This window comes from Rhizobium sp. NPDC092011 (assembly GCF_044756305.1).
Classification (GTDB): domain Bacteria; phylum Pseudomonadota; class Alphaproteobacteria; order Rhizobiales; family Rhizobiaceae; genus Rhizobium.
The window spans coordinates 1,121,400-1,139,065 of the sequence record NZ_JBIVSO010000001.1; the positions used below are offsets into that span (position 1 = coordinate 1,121,400).

15 protein-coding genes are annotated in these 17,666 nt (G+C 59.9%); 13 read left to right on the plus strand and 2 right to left on the minus strand.

The window, feature by feature from the left end; genetic code table 11:
- Position 1: 1 nt before the first annotated feature.
- The 6 genes from ACIQJ2_RS05215 to ACIQJ2_RS05240 all read left to right on the plus strand — a co-directional run bounded on the left by ACIQJ2_RS05215 (position 2) and on the right by ACIQJ2_RS05240 (position 8,034).
- The gene (locus ACIQJ2_RS05215) at positions 2 to 1,558 is read left to right on the plus strand and encodes a hydantoinase/oxoprolinase N-terminal domain-containing protein (protein ID WP_400665094.1); all 1,557 of its coding nucleotides are present in this window, start codon (positions 2 to 4) and stop codon (positions 1,556 to 1,558) included.
- On the plus strand, positions 1,551 to 2,684 hold the full coding sequence (locus ACIQJ2_RS05220; protein WP_400665092.1) for a DUF917 domain-containing protein: 1,134 nt from the start codon (positions 1,551 to 1,553) through the stop codon (positions 2,682 to 2,684). Before ACIQJ2_RS05215 ends, ACIQJ2_RS05220 begins: the two co-directional genes overlap by 8 nt.
- A 40-nt stretch (positions 2,685 to 2,724) precedes the next feature.
- Complete coding sequence (locus ACIQJ2_RS05225) at positions 2,725 to 4,320, plus strand: ABC transporter substrate-binding protein (RefSeq protein WP_400665089.1); 1,596 nt, start codon at positions 2,725 to 2,727, stop codon at positions 4,318 to 4,320.
- A gap of 68 nt (positions 4,321 to 4,388) precedes the next feature.
- Entirely contained in the window at positions 4,389 to 5,465 is a 1,077-nt protein-coding gene (locus ACIQJ2_RS05230; RefSeq protein ID WP_400665086.1) for a DUF917 domain-containing protein, read from the plus strand.
- Complete coding sequence (locus tag ACIQJ2_RS05235; RefSeq protein ID WP_400665083.1) at positions 5,462 to 7,000, plus strand: hydantoinase/oxoprolinase N-terminal domain-containing protein; 1,539 nt, start codon at positions 5,462 to 5,464, stop codon at positions 6,998 to 7,000. Before ACIQJ2_RS05230 ends, ACIQJ2_RS05235 begins: the two co-directional genes overlap by 4 nt.
- 89 nt (positions 7,001 to 7,089) lie before the next feature.
- Complete coding sequence (locus ACIQJ2_RS05240) at positions 7,090 to 8,034, plus strand: isoaspartyl peptidase/L-asparaginase family protein (RefSeq protein WP_400665080.1); 945 nt, start codon at positions 7,090 to 7,092, stop codon at positions 8,032 to 8,034.
- A gap of 63 nt (positions 8,035 to 8,097) precedes the next feature.
- Here ACIQJ2_RS05240 and ACIQJ2_RS05245 read toward each other — a convergent pair whose 3' ends face one another.
- On the minus strand, positions 8,098 to 8,631 hold the full coding sequence (locus ACIQJ2_RS05245) for a GNAT family N-acetyltransferase (protein ID WP_400665077.1): 534 nt from the start codon (positions 8,629 to 8,631) through the stop codon (positions 8,098 to 8,100).
- Positions 8,632 to 8,705: 74 nt separating this feature from the next.
- A complete protein-coding gene (locus ACIQJ2_RS05250; protein ID WP_400665074.1) occupies positions 8,706 to 9,716 on the minus strand; it encodes a LacI family DNA-binding transcriptional regulator in 1,011 nt (336 codons plus the stop codon).
- Between the two features lie 330 nt (positions 9,717 to 10,046).
- Between ACIQJ2_RS05250 and ACIQJ2_RS05255 the strand changes: the two genes are divergently transcribed.
- The 7 genes from ACIQJ2_RS05255 (at position 10,047) to ACIQJ2_RS05285 (ending at position 17,665) form a co-directional block, all read left to right on the plus strand.
- Complete coding sequence (locus tag ACIQJ2_RS05255; RefSeq protein ID WP_400665071.1) at positions 10,047 to 11,033, plus strand: sugar ABC transporter substrate-binding protein; 987 nt, start codon at positions 10,047 to 10,049, stop codon at positions 11,031 to 11,033.
- 260 nt (positions 11,034 to 11,293) lie between these two features.
- On the plus strand, positions 11,294 to 12,829 hold the full coding sequence (locus tag ACIQJ2_RS05260) for a sugar ABC transporter ATP-binding protein (RefSeq protein ID WP_400665068.1): 1,536 nt from the start codon (positions 11,294 to 11,296) through the stop codon (positions 12,827 to 12,829).
- Positions 12,813 to 13,835, plus strand: coding sequence for an ABC transporter permease (locus ACIQJ2_RS05265; RefSeq protein WP_400665065.1), 1,023 nt, complete (start codon positions 12,813 to 12,815; stop codon positions 13,833 to 13,835). Before ACIQJ2_RS05260 ends, ACIQJ2_RS05265 begins: the two co-directional genes overlap by 17 nt.
- A gap of 228 nt (positions 13,836 to 14,063) precedes the next feature.
- Positions 14,064 to 15,128 carry an ABC transporter substrate-binding protein gene (locus ACIQJ2_RS05270; RefSeq protein WP_400665062.1) on the plus strand — a complete coding sequence of 355 codons (1,065 nt, stop codon included), beginning with the start codon at positions 14,064 to 14,066 and terminating at the stop codon, positions 15,126 to 15,128.
- Complete coding sequence (locus ACIQJ2_RS05275; protein ID WP_400665059.1) at positions 15,125 to 16,159, plus strand: FecCD family ABC transporter permease; 1,035 nt, start codon at positions 15,125 to 15,127, stop codon at positions 16,157 to 16,159. Before ACIQJ2_RS05270 ends, ACIQJ2_RS05275 begins: the two co-directional genes overlap by 4 nt.
- Positions 16,149 to 16,937, plus strand: coding sequence for an ABC transporter ATP-binding protein (locus ACIQJ2_RS05280; RefSeq protein ID WP_400665056.1), 789 nt, complete (start codon positions 16,149 to 16,151; stop codon positions 16,935 to 16,937). Before ACIQJ2_RS05275 ends, ACIQJ2_RS05280 begins: the two co-directional genes overlap by 11 nt.
- The gene (locus ACIQJ2_RS05285) at positions 16,934 to 17,665 is read left to right on the plus strand and encodes a molybdate ABC transporter substrate-binding protein (protein WP_400665053.1); all 732 of its coding nucleotides are present in this window, start codon (positions 16,934 to 16,936) and stop codon (positions 17,663 to 17,665) included. The genes ACIQJ2_RS05280 and ACIQJ2_RS05285 overlap by 4 nt, the downstream gene beginning before the upstream one ends.
- Position 17,666 lies beyond the last annotated feature (1 nt).

Below are 17,666 nucleotides of genomic sequence, written 5' to 3' on the forward strand. Positions count from 1 at the left end.
CGTGTATCGCGTTGGAATTGACGTCGGCGGCACCAATACGGATGCTGTCGTCCTGGAGGGAAAGACTGTTCTGGCGGGGGTCAAGGCCTCGACGACAGAAGACGTGACGTCGGGCGTGATCGAGGCGCTGGAGAAGGTCATCGAGGCCTCCGGCATTGATCGTACCCGCATCGCAGCCGTCATGATCGGCACAACGCATTTCACCAATGCGGTGATCGAGCGCCGTCACATGGATGAAGTCGCGGCCATTCGGCTGAGCTTGCCGTCCGGCGCCGGCCTGCCGCCGATGGTGGACTGGCCCGATGATCTGCGCGAGATCGTCGGCAATCACGGCTATCAGGTCAAAGGCGGCTACGAGTTCGATGGCCGCGAACTTTCGCCGCTCGACGAGGATGCCATTGTGCGCATCGCCGGTGAAATCCGGGCGAAGGGGCTGAAGGCGGCTGCCGTCACCTGCGTTTTCAGCGGCATCAACGATGCCATGGAGCTGCGAGCCAAGGAAATCCTGCAGCAGCATTGCCCAGGGCTGCCTGTCGTCATGTCGAAGGATATAGGCCGTCACGGCCTGCTGGCCCGTGAAAGTGCCGCGATCATGAATGCGAGCCTCCTGTCGCTTGCGGATCGCACCGTCGCTGCTTTCGGCAAGGCGCTTGTGGCTGCCGGCATCCCATGCCCGTTCTACATCACGCAGAACGACGGCACGCTGATGGCAGCCGATGTCGTGCGCGCTTTCCCGGTGCTGACCTTTGCTTCCGGTCCGACCAATTCCATGCGCGGCGCGGCGTTCCTGACCGGCTTGAAGGACGCCGTCGTCGTAGATGTCGGCGGCACGACTTCGGATGTCGGCTCCCTCTCGCACGGCTTCCCGCGACAGGCCTCCACGACAGTCGATATCGGCGGCGTTCGCACCAACTTCCGTATGCCCGACGTCTTCTCGATCGGCCTGGGTGGCGGTTCGCTTGTGGTCAAAAACGATACTGGCATGTCAGTCGGACCGAAGTCGGTTGGCTATCGCGTTCGCAAGGAAGCGCTCTGCTTCGGCGGATCGACGCTGACCGCCACCGATATCGCGGTTGCCGCGGGCAAGGCCGATATTGGCGATCGGGCGCTGCTTGCCAATCTCGACAAGGGTCTGGTCGATGCAGCAGTCGCAAAGATCAACGCCATGCTGGAAGCCTGTGTCGAGCGGAGCCGTATTTCCTCGACGCCGGTGCCGGTTATCGCAGTCGGCGGCGGCTCGATTCTGATGCCTGATCGCATCGGCGATCTCCAGGTGATCATGCCGGAAAATTTTGCCGTCGCAAACGCCGTTGGCGCCGCCATCGCCCAGATCAGCGGCGAGACGGATCGGGTCTTCTCGCTTGTCGACGGTCGCACGCGCGAGAGCGCGCTTGCAGAGGCCGAAGCCGAAGCGCGTGAAAAGGCAATCGCTGCCGGCGCCCTTGCGGAAACCCTTGAAGTTATCGAGCGCGAGGACACGCCGCTTGCCTACCTGCCAGGCAACGCCACGCGCATTCACGTCAAAGTCGTCGGTGAAATGGGAGGCCATCATGCCTGAGACGCGCAAGCAGAAATACGATGATGCCGCTCTGCGCCGGCTGACGCCCGAGGATCTCGATGCGCTGGAAATCGGCGCGGGCATACTCGGCACCGGCGGTGGCGGCAATCCCTATCAGGGCAGGCTCCTCGTCCTCGAAGCCATGAAGGCCGGTTACGAGATGAAGGTTCTCGCGACCGATGCCATCGAGCCGGACGCGCTTTGCATGTCGATCGGCGGCATTGGCGCGCCTGTCGTCGGCGTCGAGCGCATTCGCGAGGGGCGTGAAGGATTGCGCTGCCTGCGGGCGATGGAAGAGCTTATCCGCACGCCGATCGATGCCATCGTCTGCGAGGAAATCGGCGGCGCGAATTCGATGAACCCGCTTGTCACGGCTGCGCTCGGCGGCTTGCCCATCCTCGATTGCGACGGGATGGGCCGGGCCTTCCCGGAAATGCAGATGACGACCTTTTCGATCTATGGCCACAGTTCGACGCCGTCTGTCATGTGCGATCTGCATGGCAATGCAGTGATCTTCAGCCACGCCGTATCGGAGGTCTGGCACGAGCGCATGGCGCGTGCCTGCGTTGTGGCACAGGGCGGCGGCGCCATGCTGGCGACCGCGCCGATGCAGGCCCATTATGTCCATCAGTACGGCATCCCGAAGAGCTTCACCAAGGCGATCGCGCTTGGCGAAGCGGTGATCCGTGCGCGCAAGGCACAGGAAGATCCGATCGCCGCGGTTTGTGCGCTGGAAGGCGGGCGGCGAGTGTTCAACGGCAAGATCACCGACCTAAAGCGTCATCTGCGCGGCGGCTTCGTCATCGGCGACATGGAACTGGCCGGCTTCGACGATTGCAACGGCCAGACGGCGAACGTGGCGATCCAGAACGAGTTTCTGGTCTTCCGTCGTGACGGCGTGATCGAAGTTTGCGTGCCGGATCTCATCGTGCTGCTCGACGTCGATACAGGCTATCCGATCACCACCGAAATGCTGCGCTACGGCCAGCGCGTCGCCGTTGTCGCCATTCCCTGCCACGAGCTGTTGCGCAGCGCGCGTGCGCTCGATGTCGTTGGCCCGGCGGCGTTCGGATATCCGGAGATCACCTATTCCCCGTTGCCAGCCCCAGGGCAGAAGGCAGCGTAACCATAAGCGGGGCAGTTCCCGCACAAAGAGGAGAACTTAAATGAAGATGGGTTCCAACGGTCTGCGTCTTTCGGCACTTCTGCTTGCCGGTGCCATGGCATCGCCGCTGACCTCGGTCGCGGCATCGGCAGCCGACAAGGTGTCGATTGCCGTCAACACGATGCAGATTTTCAGCTCACTCGATCCGGCGAAGGTCACCGACTACACGGGCTACATGGCCATCGTGAACATGTATGATGCCCTGACGACGGTCAGCCCCACCGGCGAGATCGTGCCGCATCTGGCCAAATCATGGGAGATCTCCCAGGACGGCCTGACCTATACGTTCCATCTTCGCGACGATGCCAAGTTCCAGGACGGCAAGCCCGTCAAAGCCTCCGACTTCGTCTGGTCTATTCAGCGCCTGATCGGCATCAACAAGGGCCCATCCAATCTCGTCGTCGGTCTCGTGAAGCCTGAAAACGTCACCGCACCGGATGAGAAGACCGTCGTCGTCAAACTAGATCGCCAGTTCTCGCCGTTCATGGCCGTCACGCCGCTGATGATGGCGCTGAACGAGAAGCTGATCGAAGCCAACTCCAAGCCGGATGACAAATGGGGCGAAGCCTATGTGGGCGAGCACTCCGCCGGCTCCGGCCCCTACAAGCTCGTCAGCTACAATCGCTCCGCCGATATGGTGATCGCTCGCAACGCCGATTATTTCCTCGGCTGGACCAAGGGCACGCCGATCGACGAAGTGCGCTTCGTTCAGACGAGCGACGATGCGACCGTCAAGGCGCTGGCGGAAAAGGGCGAGCTCGGTCTCTCCTCGCATGGCCTCGGCAATGATACCTATGAAACGATCGGCAAAATGCCGGGCTACAAGCTGCTCCAGTCGGCGACGGCCGGCGGCTTTGTCATCAAGCTGAACAGCAAGGTCTATCCAACCGACGATGTGCACGTGCGCCGGGCGATCGCCTATGCCACCGACTACAAAACTATTCAGGAGGCAATCTATCCGGGCTTCGACATGACTGGCCCGCTTTCGACCGTCTTCAAGGACGCCCATAACGACGACATCCAGCCTGGCGTCTTCGATCTCGAAAAGGCGAAGGAAGAGCTCGCGAAATCGAAATATGCCGGCCAGAAGATCACGCTGGTCAACAGCTACGTCGCCTCGCTTGCCTTCGAATCCGAGGTCGCGCTGTTGATGCAGGCCAATCTCGAGCAGATCGGCATTACGCTCGATATCAAGCCCGAGCCTTGGAACCGCATCGTCGAACTCTCGTCCAAGCCCGAGACCACACCGGCATCGACGCAGGTCAACATCTCGCCCAACTACCCGTCGCCCGACGCGATCTTCTACAACCAATATCACTCCAAGGCTTCCGGCACCTGGATGTCGATGGAATGGCTGCAAAATCCCGAGGTCGATGCGCTCATCGACAAGGCGAGAGCGACCACCGACATCAAGGAGCAGAATGCGACCTACAAGGAGCTGCAGACAAAGCTTGCCGAACTGCAGCCTGACGTATGGGCCGTATCGCCGAACCGGCGCTACGCGGCGAACAAGTGCCTGCAGGGCTACGAATTTATTCCCATGCAGAGCTGGGATCTGAACTTCTCGAATTTCCACTGGGACTGCAAGGCGAACTGATCCTCGCTTGCACAAGAGATAGACCCGGCCCCGTTTGGGGGTCGGGCAGCCATTGCCGAAGGTGAAACATGCTTCAGGAATTTTCCGAAGAAAATATCGAGCCGCTCGCAACGGGAGCCTGGATCCTGGGAACCGGAGGCGGTGGCAATCCCTATATTTCGACCCTCAATCTGCGAAGGCTCTATGCCGAGGGCCGTCGCGTGCAAGTGATGGATCCGATGACCCTCGACGACGACGACATGGTGGCCGTCGTCTCGAAAATGGGGGCGCCGCTTGTGGGACAGGAACGCCTCAGCGATCCAGTGCACCTGGCGCGTGCGGTTGAGGTCATGGAAGACTACCTCGGCAAGCCCTTCCGCGCGATCATGAGCGTCGAGATCGGCGGCTCGAATGCGCTGTCCTCCTTCCTCGCCGCAGCGATGCTGGGCAGGCCTGTTGTCAACGCCGATGCCATGGGGCGTGCCTATCCCGAGGCGCAGATGACCTCTTTCGCCATCGGCAATCTGCCAATGTATCCGCTTTCTCTCGTCGATGTGCGTGACAACGAGGTCATCGTCACCAAGGCTGCGTCCTGGAAGTGGATGGAGCGGATTTCGCGCAAGGTCTGCACTGAAGTCGGCTCGACCGCCGCCACCTGCAAGGCGCCGCGGACTGGCCGTGAGGTAAAGGACTGGGGCATTCACTACACCATCACCAAGGCGACGGAGCTTGGCCGTGCCGTCATAAAGGCGCGCGCGCGTCATGACGATCCGGTCAAGGCGGTTCTCGATCACGAGGGCGGCAAGCAATTGTTCCGCGGCAAGGTGATCGATGTAGCGCGTGAAACCACCGGCGGCTTCCTGCGTGGGCGCACCGTGATTGAAGGCATCGATGCAGACAGAGGTTCGCGCATGGAGCTTGCCTTCCAGAACGAGTGGGCCGTCGCCTTCCGCGATGGCGAGCCGGTGGCAATGACGCCGGATCTCCTCTGCCTCCTCGACACGATTTCCGGCAGCGCTATTGGCACCGAGTCTGTGCGCTATGGCCAACGCGTGACCGTGGTGGCATTGCCCGCGCCAGAGCTTTTGACCTCGCCTGCAGGGATCGCTGCGGTCGGCCCGCGTGCTTTTGGCTATGACATTGATTTCAGATCGGTATTCGCATGAAACGCATCGGCATTGACGTTGGCGGCACCAATACGGATGCCGTTCTGATCGACGGTGAGAAGATCATCGCTTCCATCAAGGTTCCCACGACGCAGGACGTGATGTCCGGCGTAAAGGCGGCCCTGACCCATGTCGCCGGCCATGCCGGCGCATCCGGCCGGCCGATCGACGCCGTGATGATCGGCACCACGCATTTCACCAATGCCGTCGTCGAGCGGGCGCGGCTGGAACGTGTGGCGGCGATCCGCATTGCGCTGCCGACCGGCGCGTCCCTGCCGCCGATGTGCGATTGGCCGGAGGATTTGCGCGCGGCCGTTGATCCGCTCATCTTCATGGTTCACGGCGGCCACGAATATGACGGCAGCCCGCTCGTACCCATGATTCCGGATGAAATCCGTGAAGCTGCGATGAAGATCCGCGATGCCGGTATCACATCGATCGCGATATCGGCGACCTTTTCGCCGCTGACAACGGAATGCGAGGTCAGGGCCGCCGAGATCGTCCGTTCGGTGATCCCCGATGCAAGGATCACGCTGTCGCACACGCTTGGACGGATCGGTTTGCTCGAGCGTGAAAATGTCGCGCTTCTCAATGCGGCACTGCAGTCGCTCGGCAGGACCACCGTGCAGGCGTTCTCGGACGCGCTGCGCGAAGCAGGCATTGCCGCTCCCTTTTATCTGACGCAAAACGACGGAACTGTCGCGCTTGCAGATGTCGCCGCGGCCAATCCGGTTCACAGTTTTGCCTCCGGCCCGACGAATTCGATGCGCGGCGCGGCTTTCCTGACAGGCTTGAGCGATGCCATGGTTGTCGATGTCGGCGGCACGACCTCTGATATCGGCTGCCTGGTCGGCGGCTTCCCGCGCGAGGCCAATAACATCGTCCATATCGGTGGCGTGCGCACGCTGTTCCGCATGCCAGATCTTCTGCCGATCGCGCTTGGCGGCGGCACGATCATCGATCCGGAAACGGGAAAGATCGGCCCCCGTTCTGTTGGCTACCGCATCCTGACGGAGGCGCGCGTCTTTGGCGGCAATACGCTGACGACGTCGGATGTCGCCGTCGCCGCCGGCCTGATCGAGATGGGCAACAAAGATCGCGTTCGCAATCTCGATCCGGCCTTCGTCAAGGCGAGCCTCGAGCGCATCCGCGATATGGTGACGGATAGCTTCGATCAGATGAAGACCTCGGCGGAGGATGTGCCGCTGATTGCTGTCGGTGGCGGCGCCTTCCTGATTCCCGAAAAGATCGCGGGAGCGTCGGAGGTTCTTCGCGTCGAGAATGCCGGCGTCGCCAACGCGCTGGGTGCGGCGATGGCGCAGGTGTCGGGCGAAGTCGACCAGGTATTCTCCGGGCTGAGCCGTGACGAGGCGATCACCAAGGCTGAGGCCGAGGCTCAGGACGGCGCCGTTGCTTCCGGAGCAAGCCGCGCCAGCCTGAAAACGCTTGAGGTCGAAGACATTCCGATCGCTTATCTGCCTGGCGGTGCGCGCCGCGTCAGAGTAAGGGTCATCGGCGATATCGCCTTCAATTGAATCGTGTTGCCCGATCTTCTGGATTGGACACCACTCATGGAAGTGGCGTTCGGCGAACAGGATATGCCGATGCCGGATCGGAGCAGGAAATGACGAAAATTGCGCTGGCCATTCATGGCGGTTGCGGTGTCATGCCGGAAGATAGCATGACACCGGAGGAATGGGAGGGAGCGCGACGCGATCTCGGTGCGGCTCTGCGTGCAGGCTATGCGCTGCTCAAGGCAGGCGGCAGCTCGGTCGATGCCGTCGAAGCCGCTGTCGTTGTCATGGAAGACAGCCCGCATTTCAATGCCGGTCATGGTGCGGCCCTCAACGAAAAAGGCGTGCACGAACTCGACGCATCGATCATGGACGGCGCGACGTTGGAAGCGGGTGCCATCAGCGCATCGCATGCGATCCGCAATCCGGTCAAGGCAGCCCGTCTGTTGATGGAGGATGGTCGCGCGGTTTATATGACCGGTCCCGCGGCAGATCGCTTCGCCGAGGAAAAGGGCCTCCCGGTCGAGCCGCAATCCTATTTCACCACGCAGAAGCGGGTTGATGCGCTGCAAGCCATGAAACGGCACGCCGCTGCCGGCACTGAAGGGACAGAAAACGAAAAACACGGCACCGTCGGCGCCGTGGCCCTAGACGCCGCCGGCCATCTCGCCGCTGCAACGTCGACCGGCGGCTATACAAACAAGCCTGACGGACGGGTGGGCGACAGCCCGGTCATCGGCGCGGGCACTTACGCGCGCGACGGCGTCTGTGCAGTTTCCGGCACAGGCAAGGGTGAGTTCTTCATCCGCTATGTCGTTGGACACGAGATCGCATCTCGGATGGCCTATCTCAAGCAGGATATCGCGGTCGCGACGGACGGGCTCATCAACCACGATCTGGCCCCGCATCAGATCGGTGCGGGATTGGTAGCCCTGGATGCTGAGGGTATTGTCGCTGCGCCCTACAATACGCCTGGAATGTTTCGGGGCTGGGTGACGCCCGAAGGCAGGGCCTTCGTTGCGACGCACGAGCAGGTCTACGAAGTCGAGCTCTAAAAGGAGCCGGCTGAGCAAGGATGCGGCTGCTTTCGATGCGGAGAGCTGGCCGTATCCAGGCCCCTAGCGCGCCAGGATATAGCGGCACTGGAGGATGGTTTCGCCGCGTGATCGTGAAAAAAGCTCTCTGCTGTCAATCTGGGTGAAGCCCAGTTTCGTCAGTACGTGACCGGATGCCGGGTTATCGGCGGCGCGACCGGAAACGAGGCTCGATAATCCCACTTCGGAAAAGGCGAATCCGATCAGCGCCTGGGCGGCTTCGAAGGCGTAGCCCTGGCCCCAGGCGGCTCTTTCGAGCCAATAGCCGAGGCTGCCTTCATCAGCCGCAATGCCGTCGACATCGACGATCCCGATCATTCTTCCTTCTCGCTCGATAGCGAAGCGATAAGCGGTCCCCTCGGCCCATTCCTGCTCATGGCTCGCAAACCAGTTCTCCATATCCTTCCTGTCGGCAGGGTAGGTAGCATTGGCCAACATACGTGCCACATCCCAGTCGCTCTGGATTTCCAAAGCCCTTTGTGAATCCGACGAGGATGTCGGCCGCAGGTTGAGCCGGGCCGTCCGGATATGCGAGCGGGGGATGGATCTTGCGGTCATGGTGGGGCGCCCTCGAGGATTGAACATCAAATGCCAGATCGCGATTAAATTGCAATCCTCTCTCCTGCGGGTATTTAATCCGGCTGAGGTGCCGCCGTCGTTTCGCCCTCGGCAAGTTCGCAGGCAAACAGGATCGGATCGTCTACGCTCGGCACCGGTCGCTCGTTCAGGAGAACGGCCACGGCCGCCGCTGCGATCTTCTGAATTGGCTGCTTCACTGTGGTCAGCCGCGGAATGGTCATGTTCGAGAGAGGAATGCCGTCGAAGCCGACGATGGAAAGCGCTGCGGGGATCGGGATGCCGAGATCATAAGCCGCCCTCATGCAGCCGATCGCCTGCTGATCCGAGCTTGCAAAAATGGCGGTCGGCCGCTCGTGGCGGGCACGTGCGAGGAGATAGTTTCCGGCCGAGCGCCCGCTTTCATAATCGAAACCTGCCTCGGCGATCAATGGAGGTTCGGCCAAGCGTCCGCCATCACCGGCCTGCTTCATTGCATCGAGGTAACCCTTGAGGCGGTCATTGGCGGGAACCGAACGCTCCGGGCCTGAGATGAAGCCGATGCGACGGTGGCCGAGTTCCAGAAGATAGTCGATGCCAAGCCTCACCCCGCTGCGATGATCCGACGCTATCCCGGAATATCCGGGCATAAGGCGGTCGACGACCACGATCGGCAACCCCTTCGGCAGTTTCAGCGTATGAAAATCGTTGCTGGGAACGAGGATGATGCCGTCGACCTTCCGGCTCGTCAGTTGCCCGATCCGGTCCGCCTCCTTTGCGGGGTGATCGAAGGAGGTCATGACGATGATGTTGTAGCCATGCCTCGCTGCGGCTTGTTCCGCATATTGAACCAGTTCCGAGAAGAAGGGATTGGTGAGATCAGGAATGACGATGCCGATAAGGCGGCTGACCTTGCTGCGCATGCTCCTTGCGGATGGGTCAGGCATATAGCCGAGTTCTTTGATGATGCCGCTGACGCGCTCTCTCACTTCCTGTGTGACGGAAGGATGCTCATTCAAGACTCTCGAAACGGTTCCGGTGGAAACCCCTGCGAGTTTGGCGACGTCTCGAATTCCGACTTTTGGCATAACGGAAACACATGTCCTTCATCTTCAGCAGCAAAGGACCCCTGATCCAAGCTCGCTGCCAACGGTCTCTAGCGCCTTCGTCGCGGCGTCGCATCCCAAATTTGACGGCTGTTGCGGCCATACAAAGAAAACAGCAAAGCGCCTTATGGAAACGGTTCAATCGGTATTGTGCAATATCTTTGGATAATTGCAATCCATACCGATTTTCAGGGTGTTTCCGCCACCTTGACAATCCTTGGAGGCATTGCTACCCAATAGATGTTTGGAAACGGTTCATTGCCGCAGGCAACTCAGGTGGAGCTGAGCTCAGGGCCGTTCGGGAGGAGAGAAATGTCAAATTCCAATAAGCATGAATCCATCTTGATCAGTGCTCCGCGCCGCACGGCGTTGAAGCTCGGCCTGGCAGGCACGTTGGTGCTTGCCCTGTCCTGCGGCGTCTCGCCGGCCTTTGCCGCCGGCAAGCCCAAGGTGGGTCTGATCATGAAGTCCTTGTCCAATGAGTTCTTCAAGCAGATGAAGGCCGGTGCCGACAAATATGCGGCCGAGAACAAGGACAAGTTTGACTTTAAGGCCGTCGGCATGAAGGACGAACGTGACTTCGCCTCACAGGTCGATGCGGTCGAAAACTTCGTGACACAGAAATACGACATTATCGTCGTCGCGCCGGCAGACTCGAAGGCCATGGCGACGCCGCTTGCAAAGGCGGTGAAAGCCGGCGTCAAGGTCATCAACATCGACGTGCCGCTGGATGCGGACGCCAAGAAGGCGGCCGGTATCGATCTGGCTTTCTTCGGGCCTGACAACACCGAGGGTGCCAAGCTCGCAGGCGACGCGCTCGCCAAGGATCTGGGTCCCGGCGCAAAGGTCGTGATCCTGGAAGGCAACCCCGAGGCTGACAACGCCAAGGAGCGCAAGGTCGGCTTCATGAACTCCATCAAGGCCGGCAAGCTCGATCTTCTCGATAGCAAGACGGCGCATTGGGAGACTGAGGAAGCCAATACCGTCATGACGAATTTCCTGACCAAGTATAAGGATATTCAGGGCGTCATGGCAGCCAATGACTCCATGGCTCTCGGTGTCGTGAAGGCGCTCGATGCGTCTGGCCAGAGCGGCAAGATCAAGGTCGTCGGCTTCGATAATATTCCCTCCGTCAAGCCGCTGATCAAGGATGGCAAGATGCTTGCAACGGTCGAACAGTATGGCGCGGAAATGGCTGCCATGGGCATCAAGTACGGCCTTCGCGAATATGCCGGCGAGAAGTTCACCGGCTGGGTCAAGACGGACGTGACGCTCATCACGGCCAAGGACATCAAGTAGTCAGAACCCTTGGCTTCCTCGTTGAAGAAAGCGCCGGCTTTTGGCCGGCGCTGACCAATAGAGCATTTCCAGGAAAAGTGCGCAGCGGTTTTCCGTTTGGAATGCGTAAAAAACAAAGAGATAGAGCGTTTTCGCGATTCTAAAGAAAAACGTAAACGCTCTAGGCGATCGCTATCCCGTCGAATACCCGTCAAAGCTCGGCTTTGAGCTATCTTGGCGCAGGTAGCGGACGGCTCGCCATTTCCAATTCGACATAGAACATGCACGAGGTGGACGTGTCAGGCACAGATGATGATTTCATCCTGAAGCTGGAAGGAATAGGCAAACGTTTCCCAGGCGTTGTCGCGCTAAGAGACGTGTCCATGCAGATTGGTCGCGGCAAGGGCCACATTTTGCTTGGCGAGAACGGCGCTGGAAAGTCCACGCTGATTAATCTTCTCGGGGGCGTGTTCAAACCGGACGACGGTCAGATACTGTTCGATGGCAAGATCTATAGTCCGACATCGCCGCTTGAGGCATTCAGGGCGGGTATTCGCGTTATCCATCAGGAACTGCACCCTCTTTCCAATCTGACCGTCGCCGAAAATTTGCTCTTCGAGCATATTCCTCGCCGATATGGCCTGGTGAACTACAAGGAAATGAACGCCAGGGCGGCAGAGCTGCTGGCTGAGGTCGGGCTCGACGTCACGCCGACAACACTGGCAAGCCGCCTCAGCGTCGCCCAGCTGCAGTTGCTCGAGATCGCCAAGGCACTCTGCTACGAAAGCAAGCTTCTCGTTCTGGACGAACCCACGGCGACCTTGACCTCCAAGGAAGTCGATCGCCTTTTCGAGATTCTCAAACGGTTGAAAGGCCGAGGCGTCACGACCCTCTACATCTCGCATAGGCTTGAGGAGATCTTTGAAGTCGGCGACGATGTGACGGTGCTTCGGGACGGTCAGCATGTAATCACCCGCCCGCTGGCGGGGTTGGGTATTCCTGCGATCGTCGAGCTGATGGTCGGCAGAACGCTCTCCGACCACAACGCTTTTCGCGGTGACAGCGTTGTCTCCGGCGAGGCGCTTGGCGTGTCGGGTTTGAAGGTCACACGCAATAGCCCGGAACTGTCCTTTACCGTCGCCAAGGGCGAAATCGTCGGTATTGCCGGCCTGGTGGGGAGCGGTCGTACCGAAGCAGTGCGCGCGATATTCGGCGCCGATGTGAAGGCTGCCGGCGAAATTCGCATAAATGGCGAGCCGGTCGAGATCAATTCGCCGCAGGATGCCGTTGCTGCGGGGCTTTGCCTGGCAACCGAGGACCGCAAGATGCAGGGGCTGATGCTCGACATGAGCTGCGCCGAAAACACCACCATAACGGATCTCGGCAAGATCTCTCGCAACGGCCTGATCAGCCGTAAGGTCGAGGACGATTATGCGCAGCGCCTCGTGCGGGAGCTGCATATAAAAACGCCGTCCGTTCATCAGCTGGTCAGGACATTCTCCGGCGGCAATCAGCAGAAAGTTGTCATCGCGAAATGGCTATTCCGCGGTCCGAAGGTGTTGATCTTCGATGAGCCGACCCGCGGGATAGACGTGGGTGCGAAGGCCGAAATCTATGATCTCCTTTGGAAATTCGCCGCAGAAGAGAAGGGGGTTTTGGTCGTATCCTCCGATCTGCCCGAGCTGATTGGCATTTGCCACCGCATCATCGTCTTCTCCGATGGCAAGATCGCTGGAGAAATAGCCCGGGACCAATTTGAAGAGAGCAGGATCCTCTCCCTCGCCTACAAGGAGTACAGTCGTGTCCGGCAACATTGAAAACAAGACCGAGGCGAAAGAGAGCAGCGTCTGGGACAAGCTCATTCGGATATCGATGAAGGAGGCCGGCGTTGCCATCGCGCTTGTCATCATCCTGATATTTTTCTCGGCGACGGCGCCTTATTTCGCCACGCCGGAGAATTTTCTGAAAATCTTCGTGCAGATTGCCATCAACACCGTGCTGGCCTCAGGCATGACCTTCGTCATCCTGACGGGGGGAATCGACCTCTCGGTCGGCTCGCTGCTTGCCCTTTGCACCGTCATCGGCGCGACGATCATGATCGATCCGAGGTTCTCTCCCTGGCAGGCGATCATACTGGCATCGCTTGCCTCCATGGGCGCGGGCGCCATCCTTGGTGCGGTCAACGGGTGGGTGTGCGAGAAGTGGAAGCTCCCCTCCTTCATCGTCACGCTCGGCATGTTGAACGTCGCGAGCGGTCTCGCACGCGTCGTCAGCGACAACTCCACCATCACTGGCCTGCCGCAGCCTTTCGTCGATTTCGGCAATCTGATTTTCTGGGACATACTCCCATCGATCTTCCTGATTGCGATGGTCGTTGTCCTCATTGGTTGGTTTGTCCTGCGTTACACGGTGTTCGGTCGCTTCGTCTTCGCGGTCGGCACCAATGAGGAAGCGGTCCGTTTGTCGGGGCATGAGCCAAAAAAGATCAAAATTGCGGTCTTCACGATTTCCGGTTTGACGGCCGGCATTGCAGCTATGGTCTACCTGCTGCGCCTCAACGTCGGCAGCCCCGTCGCTGGTATTGGCTATGAGCTGAACGCCATTGCCGCCGTTATTATCGGTGGGACCAGCCTTTCAGGCGGCAAGGGATCGATCATCGGTACGCTGGTGGGCGCCTGCATCCTGCAGGTGCTGTCCACAGGGCTGCAGCTACTCGGTGCGGACGACAATATTAAGCCGATCGTCATCGGCGCAGTCATCGTGTTGGCTGTTATTCTCGATAGCTATCGTGGCCGCCTGATGCGGATACTCGAGACGCGCTGATAGGCAGCTTAGCCTGACGGGATAAGCCACGGCGCGAGGTTGGGCTCGCGCCGTGTCGTGGCTCTTGGCGTCCATCCGGAGCAACGCGCTATTTCAGAAAGCTCAAATATTTCCGGAGTTTCCGGTGTGCGACGTTGATGGCGCCAGGTGGCGGATTTCTGCAGCCATGCGGTCGTTGTATACGGAAAAATATAATGCTAGCGATTGGGATAGTCTCAGGAGAATCCCATGCTCAGCCGTCGCCATCTGCTATTTCTTGCGAAAATCTCTGTTCTCTTCGGCAGCCTGCTGTTTTCCGCGCCCGCCTGGGCCGATCGTGTCATCACCGATCAGATCGGTCGGCAGGTCCATGTGCCGGATACAGTGAACCGTGTTGTCATCCTGCAGCATCAGACGCTCAACATCGCAGTTCAGCTCGATGCGATGGATAAGGTGGTCGGTATTCTCGACGAGTGGAAGAAGCAGCTCGGCGCCAACTATGTGCGGCTTGCGCCGCAACTTCCCAAGCTGCCGATGCCGGGTGGTCTGACCAAGGTGAATATCGAAGAGCTTCTGAAGCTGAAGCCGGACGTCGTCTTTGTCACCAACTACGCGCCAGCCGACATGGTGAAGCAGATCGAGGATGCCGGGCTTCCCGTCGTGGCGATCTCGCTGTTAGATGTTCCTCCGGAGGAGGCGGTGAAACTCAATCCCTCCGTCAAGGATGAGCCGGCCGCGATCGATGCAGGCTTTGCGACCGGCGTGCGGCTCATCGCCGACGTTCTCGGCCGCAAGGACAAGGGTGAGGAACTGATTGCCGTCACCAAGAAGACGCGCAAGCTGATTGCCGACCGCCTTGCCGATATTCCGGAAGACAAGCGCGTGCCGGTCTACATGGCCAATCCTGACCTCACCACCTATGGCCGCGGCAAATATACCGGTCTGATGATGGAGCGCGCCGGGGCTCGCAACGTGGCCTATTCTATCAGCGGCTTCAAGCAGGTGACGATGGAGGACGTGCTGAAATGGGATCCGGCCGTCATCTTCGTCCAGGAGCGCTATCCCGCCGTCGTCGATGATATTAAGAAGGCCGCCTCCTGGCAGACGATCGATGCGGTGAAGAATGGCCGCATCTACCTGATGCCGGAATATGCCAAGGCCTGGGGTTACCCAATGCCGGAGGCTATGGCGCTTGGCGAACTCTGGATGGCGAAGGAGCTGTATCCCCAGCGTTTCAAGGATATCGACATGCAGAAGGAGGCCGACGCCTATTATAAGGAATTCTACCGCACCGATTATCGCGCGGTGCAATGAGCGCTCAAGTCGCTTCCCGGCACGCACCGCGGGTCACCATCGTCATGCTGGCGATCCTGCTTGCTGTCGCTGCAGTGATCTCGCTTGGAATGGGACGGTACGATATTCCGTTTCTGCGGGTGGTGGAAATTCTCTGGTCGCCAATCTCGGCGCCCACAATGCCCGTAACGGCGACCGAGGCCAATGTTGTCTTCACGGTGCGCATGCCGCGCATCCTGCTGGCGCTGCTGACGGGCGCTGGGCTTGCCCTCTCGGGCGCGACATTGCAGGGTGTATTCCGCAATCCTCTGGTTGGTCCGCAGGTCGTCGGCGTTTCCTCCGGCGCCGCCTTCGGCGGCACGCTTGCCATTCTCCTTAGTTTTTCGCGTTATGCCCTGCTCGGCTCGGCCTTCGCATTCGGGCTGTCTGCTCTCATCATCGTCTATGCGTTGAACGGTATCGTCGCGCGCCGCAATATTCTGGCGCTGGTGCTGGCTGGCGTTGTCGTCAGCGGGTTTTTTGGAGCGCTGGTGAGCCTTGTGCAGTATCTTGCCGATACGGAGGACAAGCTGCCGGCCATGGTCTTCTGGCTGCTTGGCAGTTTCGCCACTGCCAATTGGGAGAAATTCTCGTTGGTGGTCGGGCCGGTCTTCGTCGCGGGTCTGCTATTGCTGGGTTTGCGCTGGCGCATCAATCTCCTGTCGATCGGCGACGAGGATGCCCGTGCTCTGGGCGTCGACGTCGAGCCGCTGCGCTGGCTGATCCTGATACTCGTTTCCTGCATCGTCGCGGCGCAAGTCGCCGTCAGCGGCATCATCGGCTGGGTGGGGCTTGTCGTTCCGCATATGGCGCGCATGCTTGTCGGTCCGGATCATCGTGTGATGATGCCAGCCTCATTGCTGATCGGAGGACTCTATCTGCTTGTTATCGATACCGTTGCGCGCACCGTGACAGGCTCGGAAATTCCGCTCGGGATTCTGACCGCGCTGATTGGTACGCCCGTTTTCGCTCTTGTATTGCGGCAGACCCAGAGGGGTGGTCGTGGCTTCTGATCCGATCAGGCTGAAAATATCCGGCGCGAGCCAGTCCTACGACGGCGAGCGATGGCAGTTTCGCGATCTCGATTTCGAGCTGAATGCAGGCGAGATTGTTGCGATCCTGGGGCCGAATGGCCGTGGCAAATCGACCTTGCTGCGCGTCTTGGCCGGGCTTCAACGTCCAACCTCCGGCGCCATGCAGCTGAATGAACGCACCGGTTTCGTGCCGCAGGAGTTTGCCGGCTCCTTTCCCTATTCCGTCCTCGACGTCGTGTTGATGGGGCGTGCCCGCCACATCGGCCTCTTCCGGACACCGCGCAAGATCGATGTCGAGAAGGCGATGGATGCGCTCGCCGCCACCGGTATGGCTGACTACGCGCAGCGCAACATCGACGCCCTTTCCGGCGGCGAGCGTCAGCTTGTGCTGATTGCCCGCGCGCTGGCCGGCGAGAATGCCCTGTTGCTGCTCGATGAGCCGGCTTCAGCGCTCGATCTTAGAAATCAGGATGTGGTGCTTTCGCTGCTTGCCAGGCTGGCCGATCGTCAGGGGTTGGCCGTTGCCTTTACCACTCATCAGCCGAACCACGCTGTCGCCGTTGCCGACAAGGTCTTGCTCATGCTCGATCAGGCTGCGGCAATTTTCGGCGCCACGGTCGACGTGATGACCGAGGCCAACCTTGAAGCACTCTATGGTGTCCCGGTCCGCTCGACGGTGCTCGGAAGTGGCGAACTGATGGAGACGGCTTTCGTGCCGTTGTTCCGCCAAAGGAAACGGAAAGGAAATCGCCCGTGAGTGATGCAGTTCAGGTCCTGTCCGCCGGAAGTTTGCGCCATGCCTTCCCGGAGATCATCAAGGCTTTTCGTGAGGAAACCGGCTTTGCTGTAGCTCTGACGCTTGGACCGGCAGGGCTGTTGCGCGAACAGATCGAGGCGGGCGTGGGATTCGATCTTTTCGCTTCGGCCAATATGGCGCATCCGCGTCGCCTGGCTGCCGCTGGCCTAACGGAAAATGCCGTATGTATTGCCCGAAACAGACTGTGCGTGCTTGCCCGAGCCGATCTCGGCCTGAAGGCGGAAAACTTCCTCGCCATTCTGTCGGATCCGGAAGTCAGGATCGGCACGTCGACGCCCGGAGACGATCCTGGCGGCGACTACGCCTTCGAGGTTTTTGATCTCGTCGAGGCCCGTTATCCGGGAAGGGGGGAGGCGATGAAAAGCCGGTCGCACCAATTGGTCGGTGGTCGCAACTCGCCGCCGATGCCAGCAGGCAAGGGCGGTGGCTATCTGATCACCGACGGCAAGGTCGACCTCATGATGAGCTACTCTTCGAATGCGCGCTTGCTGGCGGCCGACCCGGCTTTCGCTGTCGTCGATATCCCCAGCGAGTTCCAGCCACGCATCGAATATGGTGTGGCCGTTCGCCGCAATGCGAATGTTGAAGCTGGGTTGCTGCAAGATTTCTTGTTGTCGGCTCGTGGGCAGGAAATTCTGGGCGAAGCAGGCTTTTCTCCAAGGGGCTAAT

Coding starts and splice junctions, on each gene's coding strand:
- ACIQJ2_RS05220 (WP_400665092.1), top strand. CDS start 1,551: ATGCCTGAGACGCGCAAGCAGAAATACGATGATGCCGCTCTGCGCCGG.
- ACIQJ2_RS05225 (WP_400665089.1), top strand. CDS start 2,725: ATGAAGATGGGTTCCAACGGTCTGCGTCTTTCGGCACTTCTGCTTGCC.
- ACIQJ2_RS05230 (WP_400665086.1), top strand. CDS start 4,389: ATGCTTCAGGAATTTTCCGAAGAAAATATCGAGCCGCTCGCAACGGGA.
- ACIQJ2_RS05235 (WP_400665083.1), top strand. CDS start 5,462: ATGAAACGCATCGGCATTGACGTTGGCGGCACCAATACGGATGCCGTT.
- ACIQJ2_RS05240 (WP_400665080.1), top strand. CDS start 7,090: ATGACGAAAATTGCGCTGGCCATTCATGGCGGTTGCGGTGTCATGCCG.
- ACIQJ2_RS05245 (WP_400665077.1), bottom strand. CDS start 8,631: ATGACCGCAAGATCCATCCCCCGCTCGCATATCCGGACGGCCCGGCTC.
- ACIQJ2_RS05250 (WP_400665074.1), bottom strand. CDS start 9,716: ATGCCAAAAGTCGGAATTCGAGACGTCGCCAAACTCGCAGGGGTTTCC.
- ACIQJ2_RS05255 (WP_400665071.1), top strand. CDS start 10,047: ATGTCAAATTCCAATAAGCATGAATCCATCTTGATCAGTGCTCCGCGC.
- ACIQJ2_RS05260 (WP_400665068.1), top strand. CDS start 11,294: ATGCACGAGGTGGACGTGTCAGGCACAGATGATGATTTCATCCTGAAG.
- ACIQJ2_RS05270 (WP_400665062.1), top strand. CDS start 14,064: ATGCTCAGCCGTCGCCATCTGCTATTTCTTGCGAAAATCTCTGTTCTC.
- ACIQJ2_RS05275 (WP_400665059.1), top strand. CDS start 15,125: ATGAGCGCTCAAGTCGCTTCCCGGCACGCACCGCGGGTCACCATCGTC.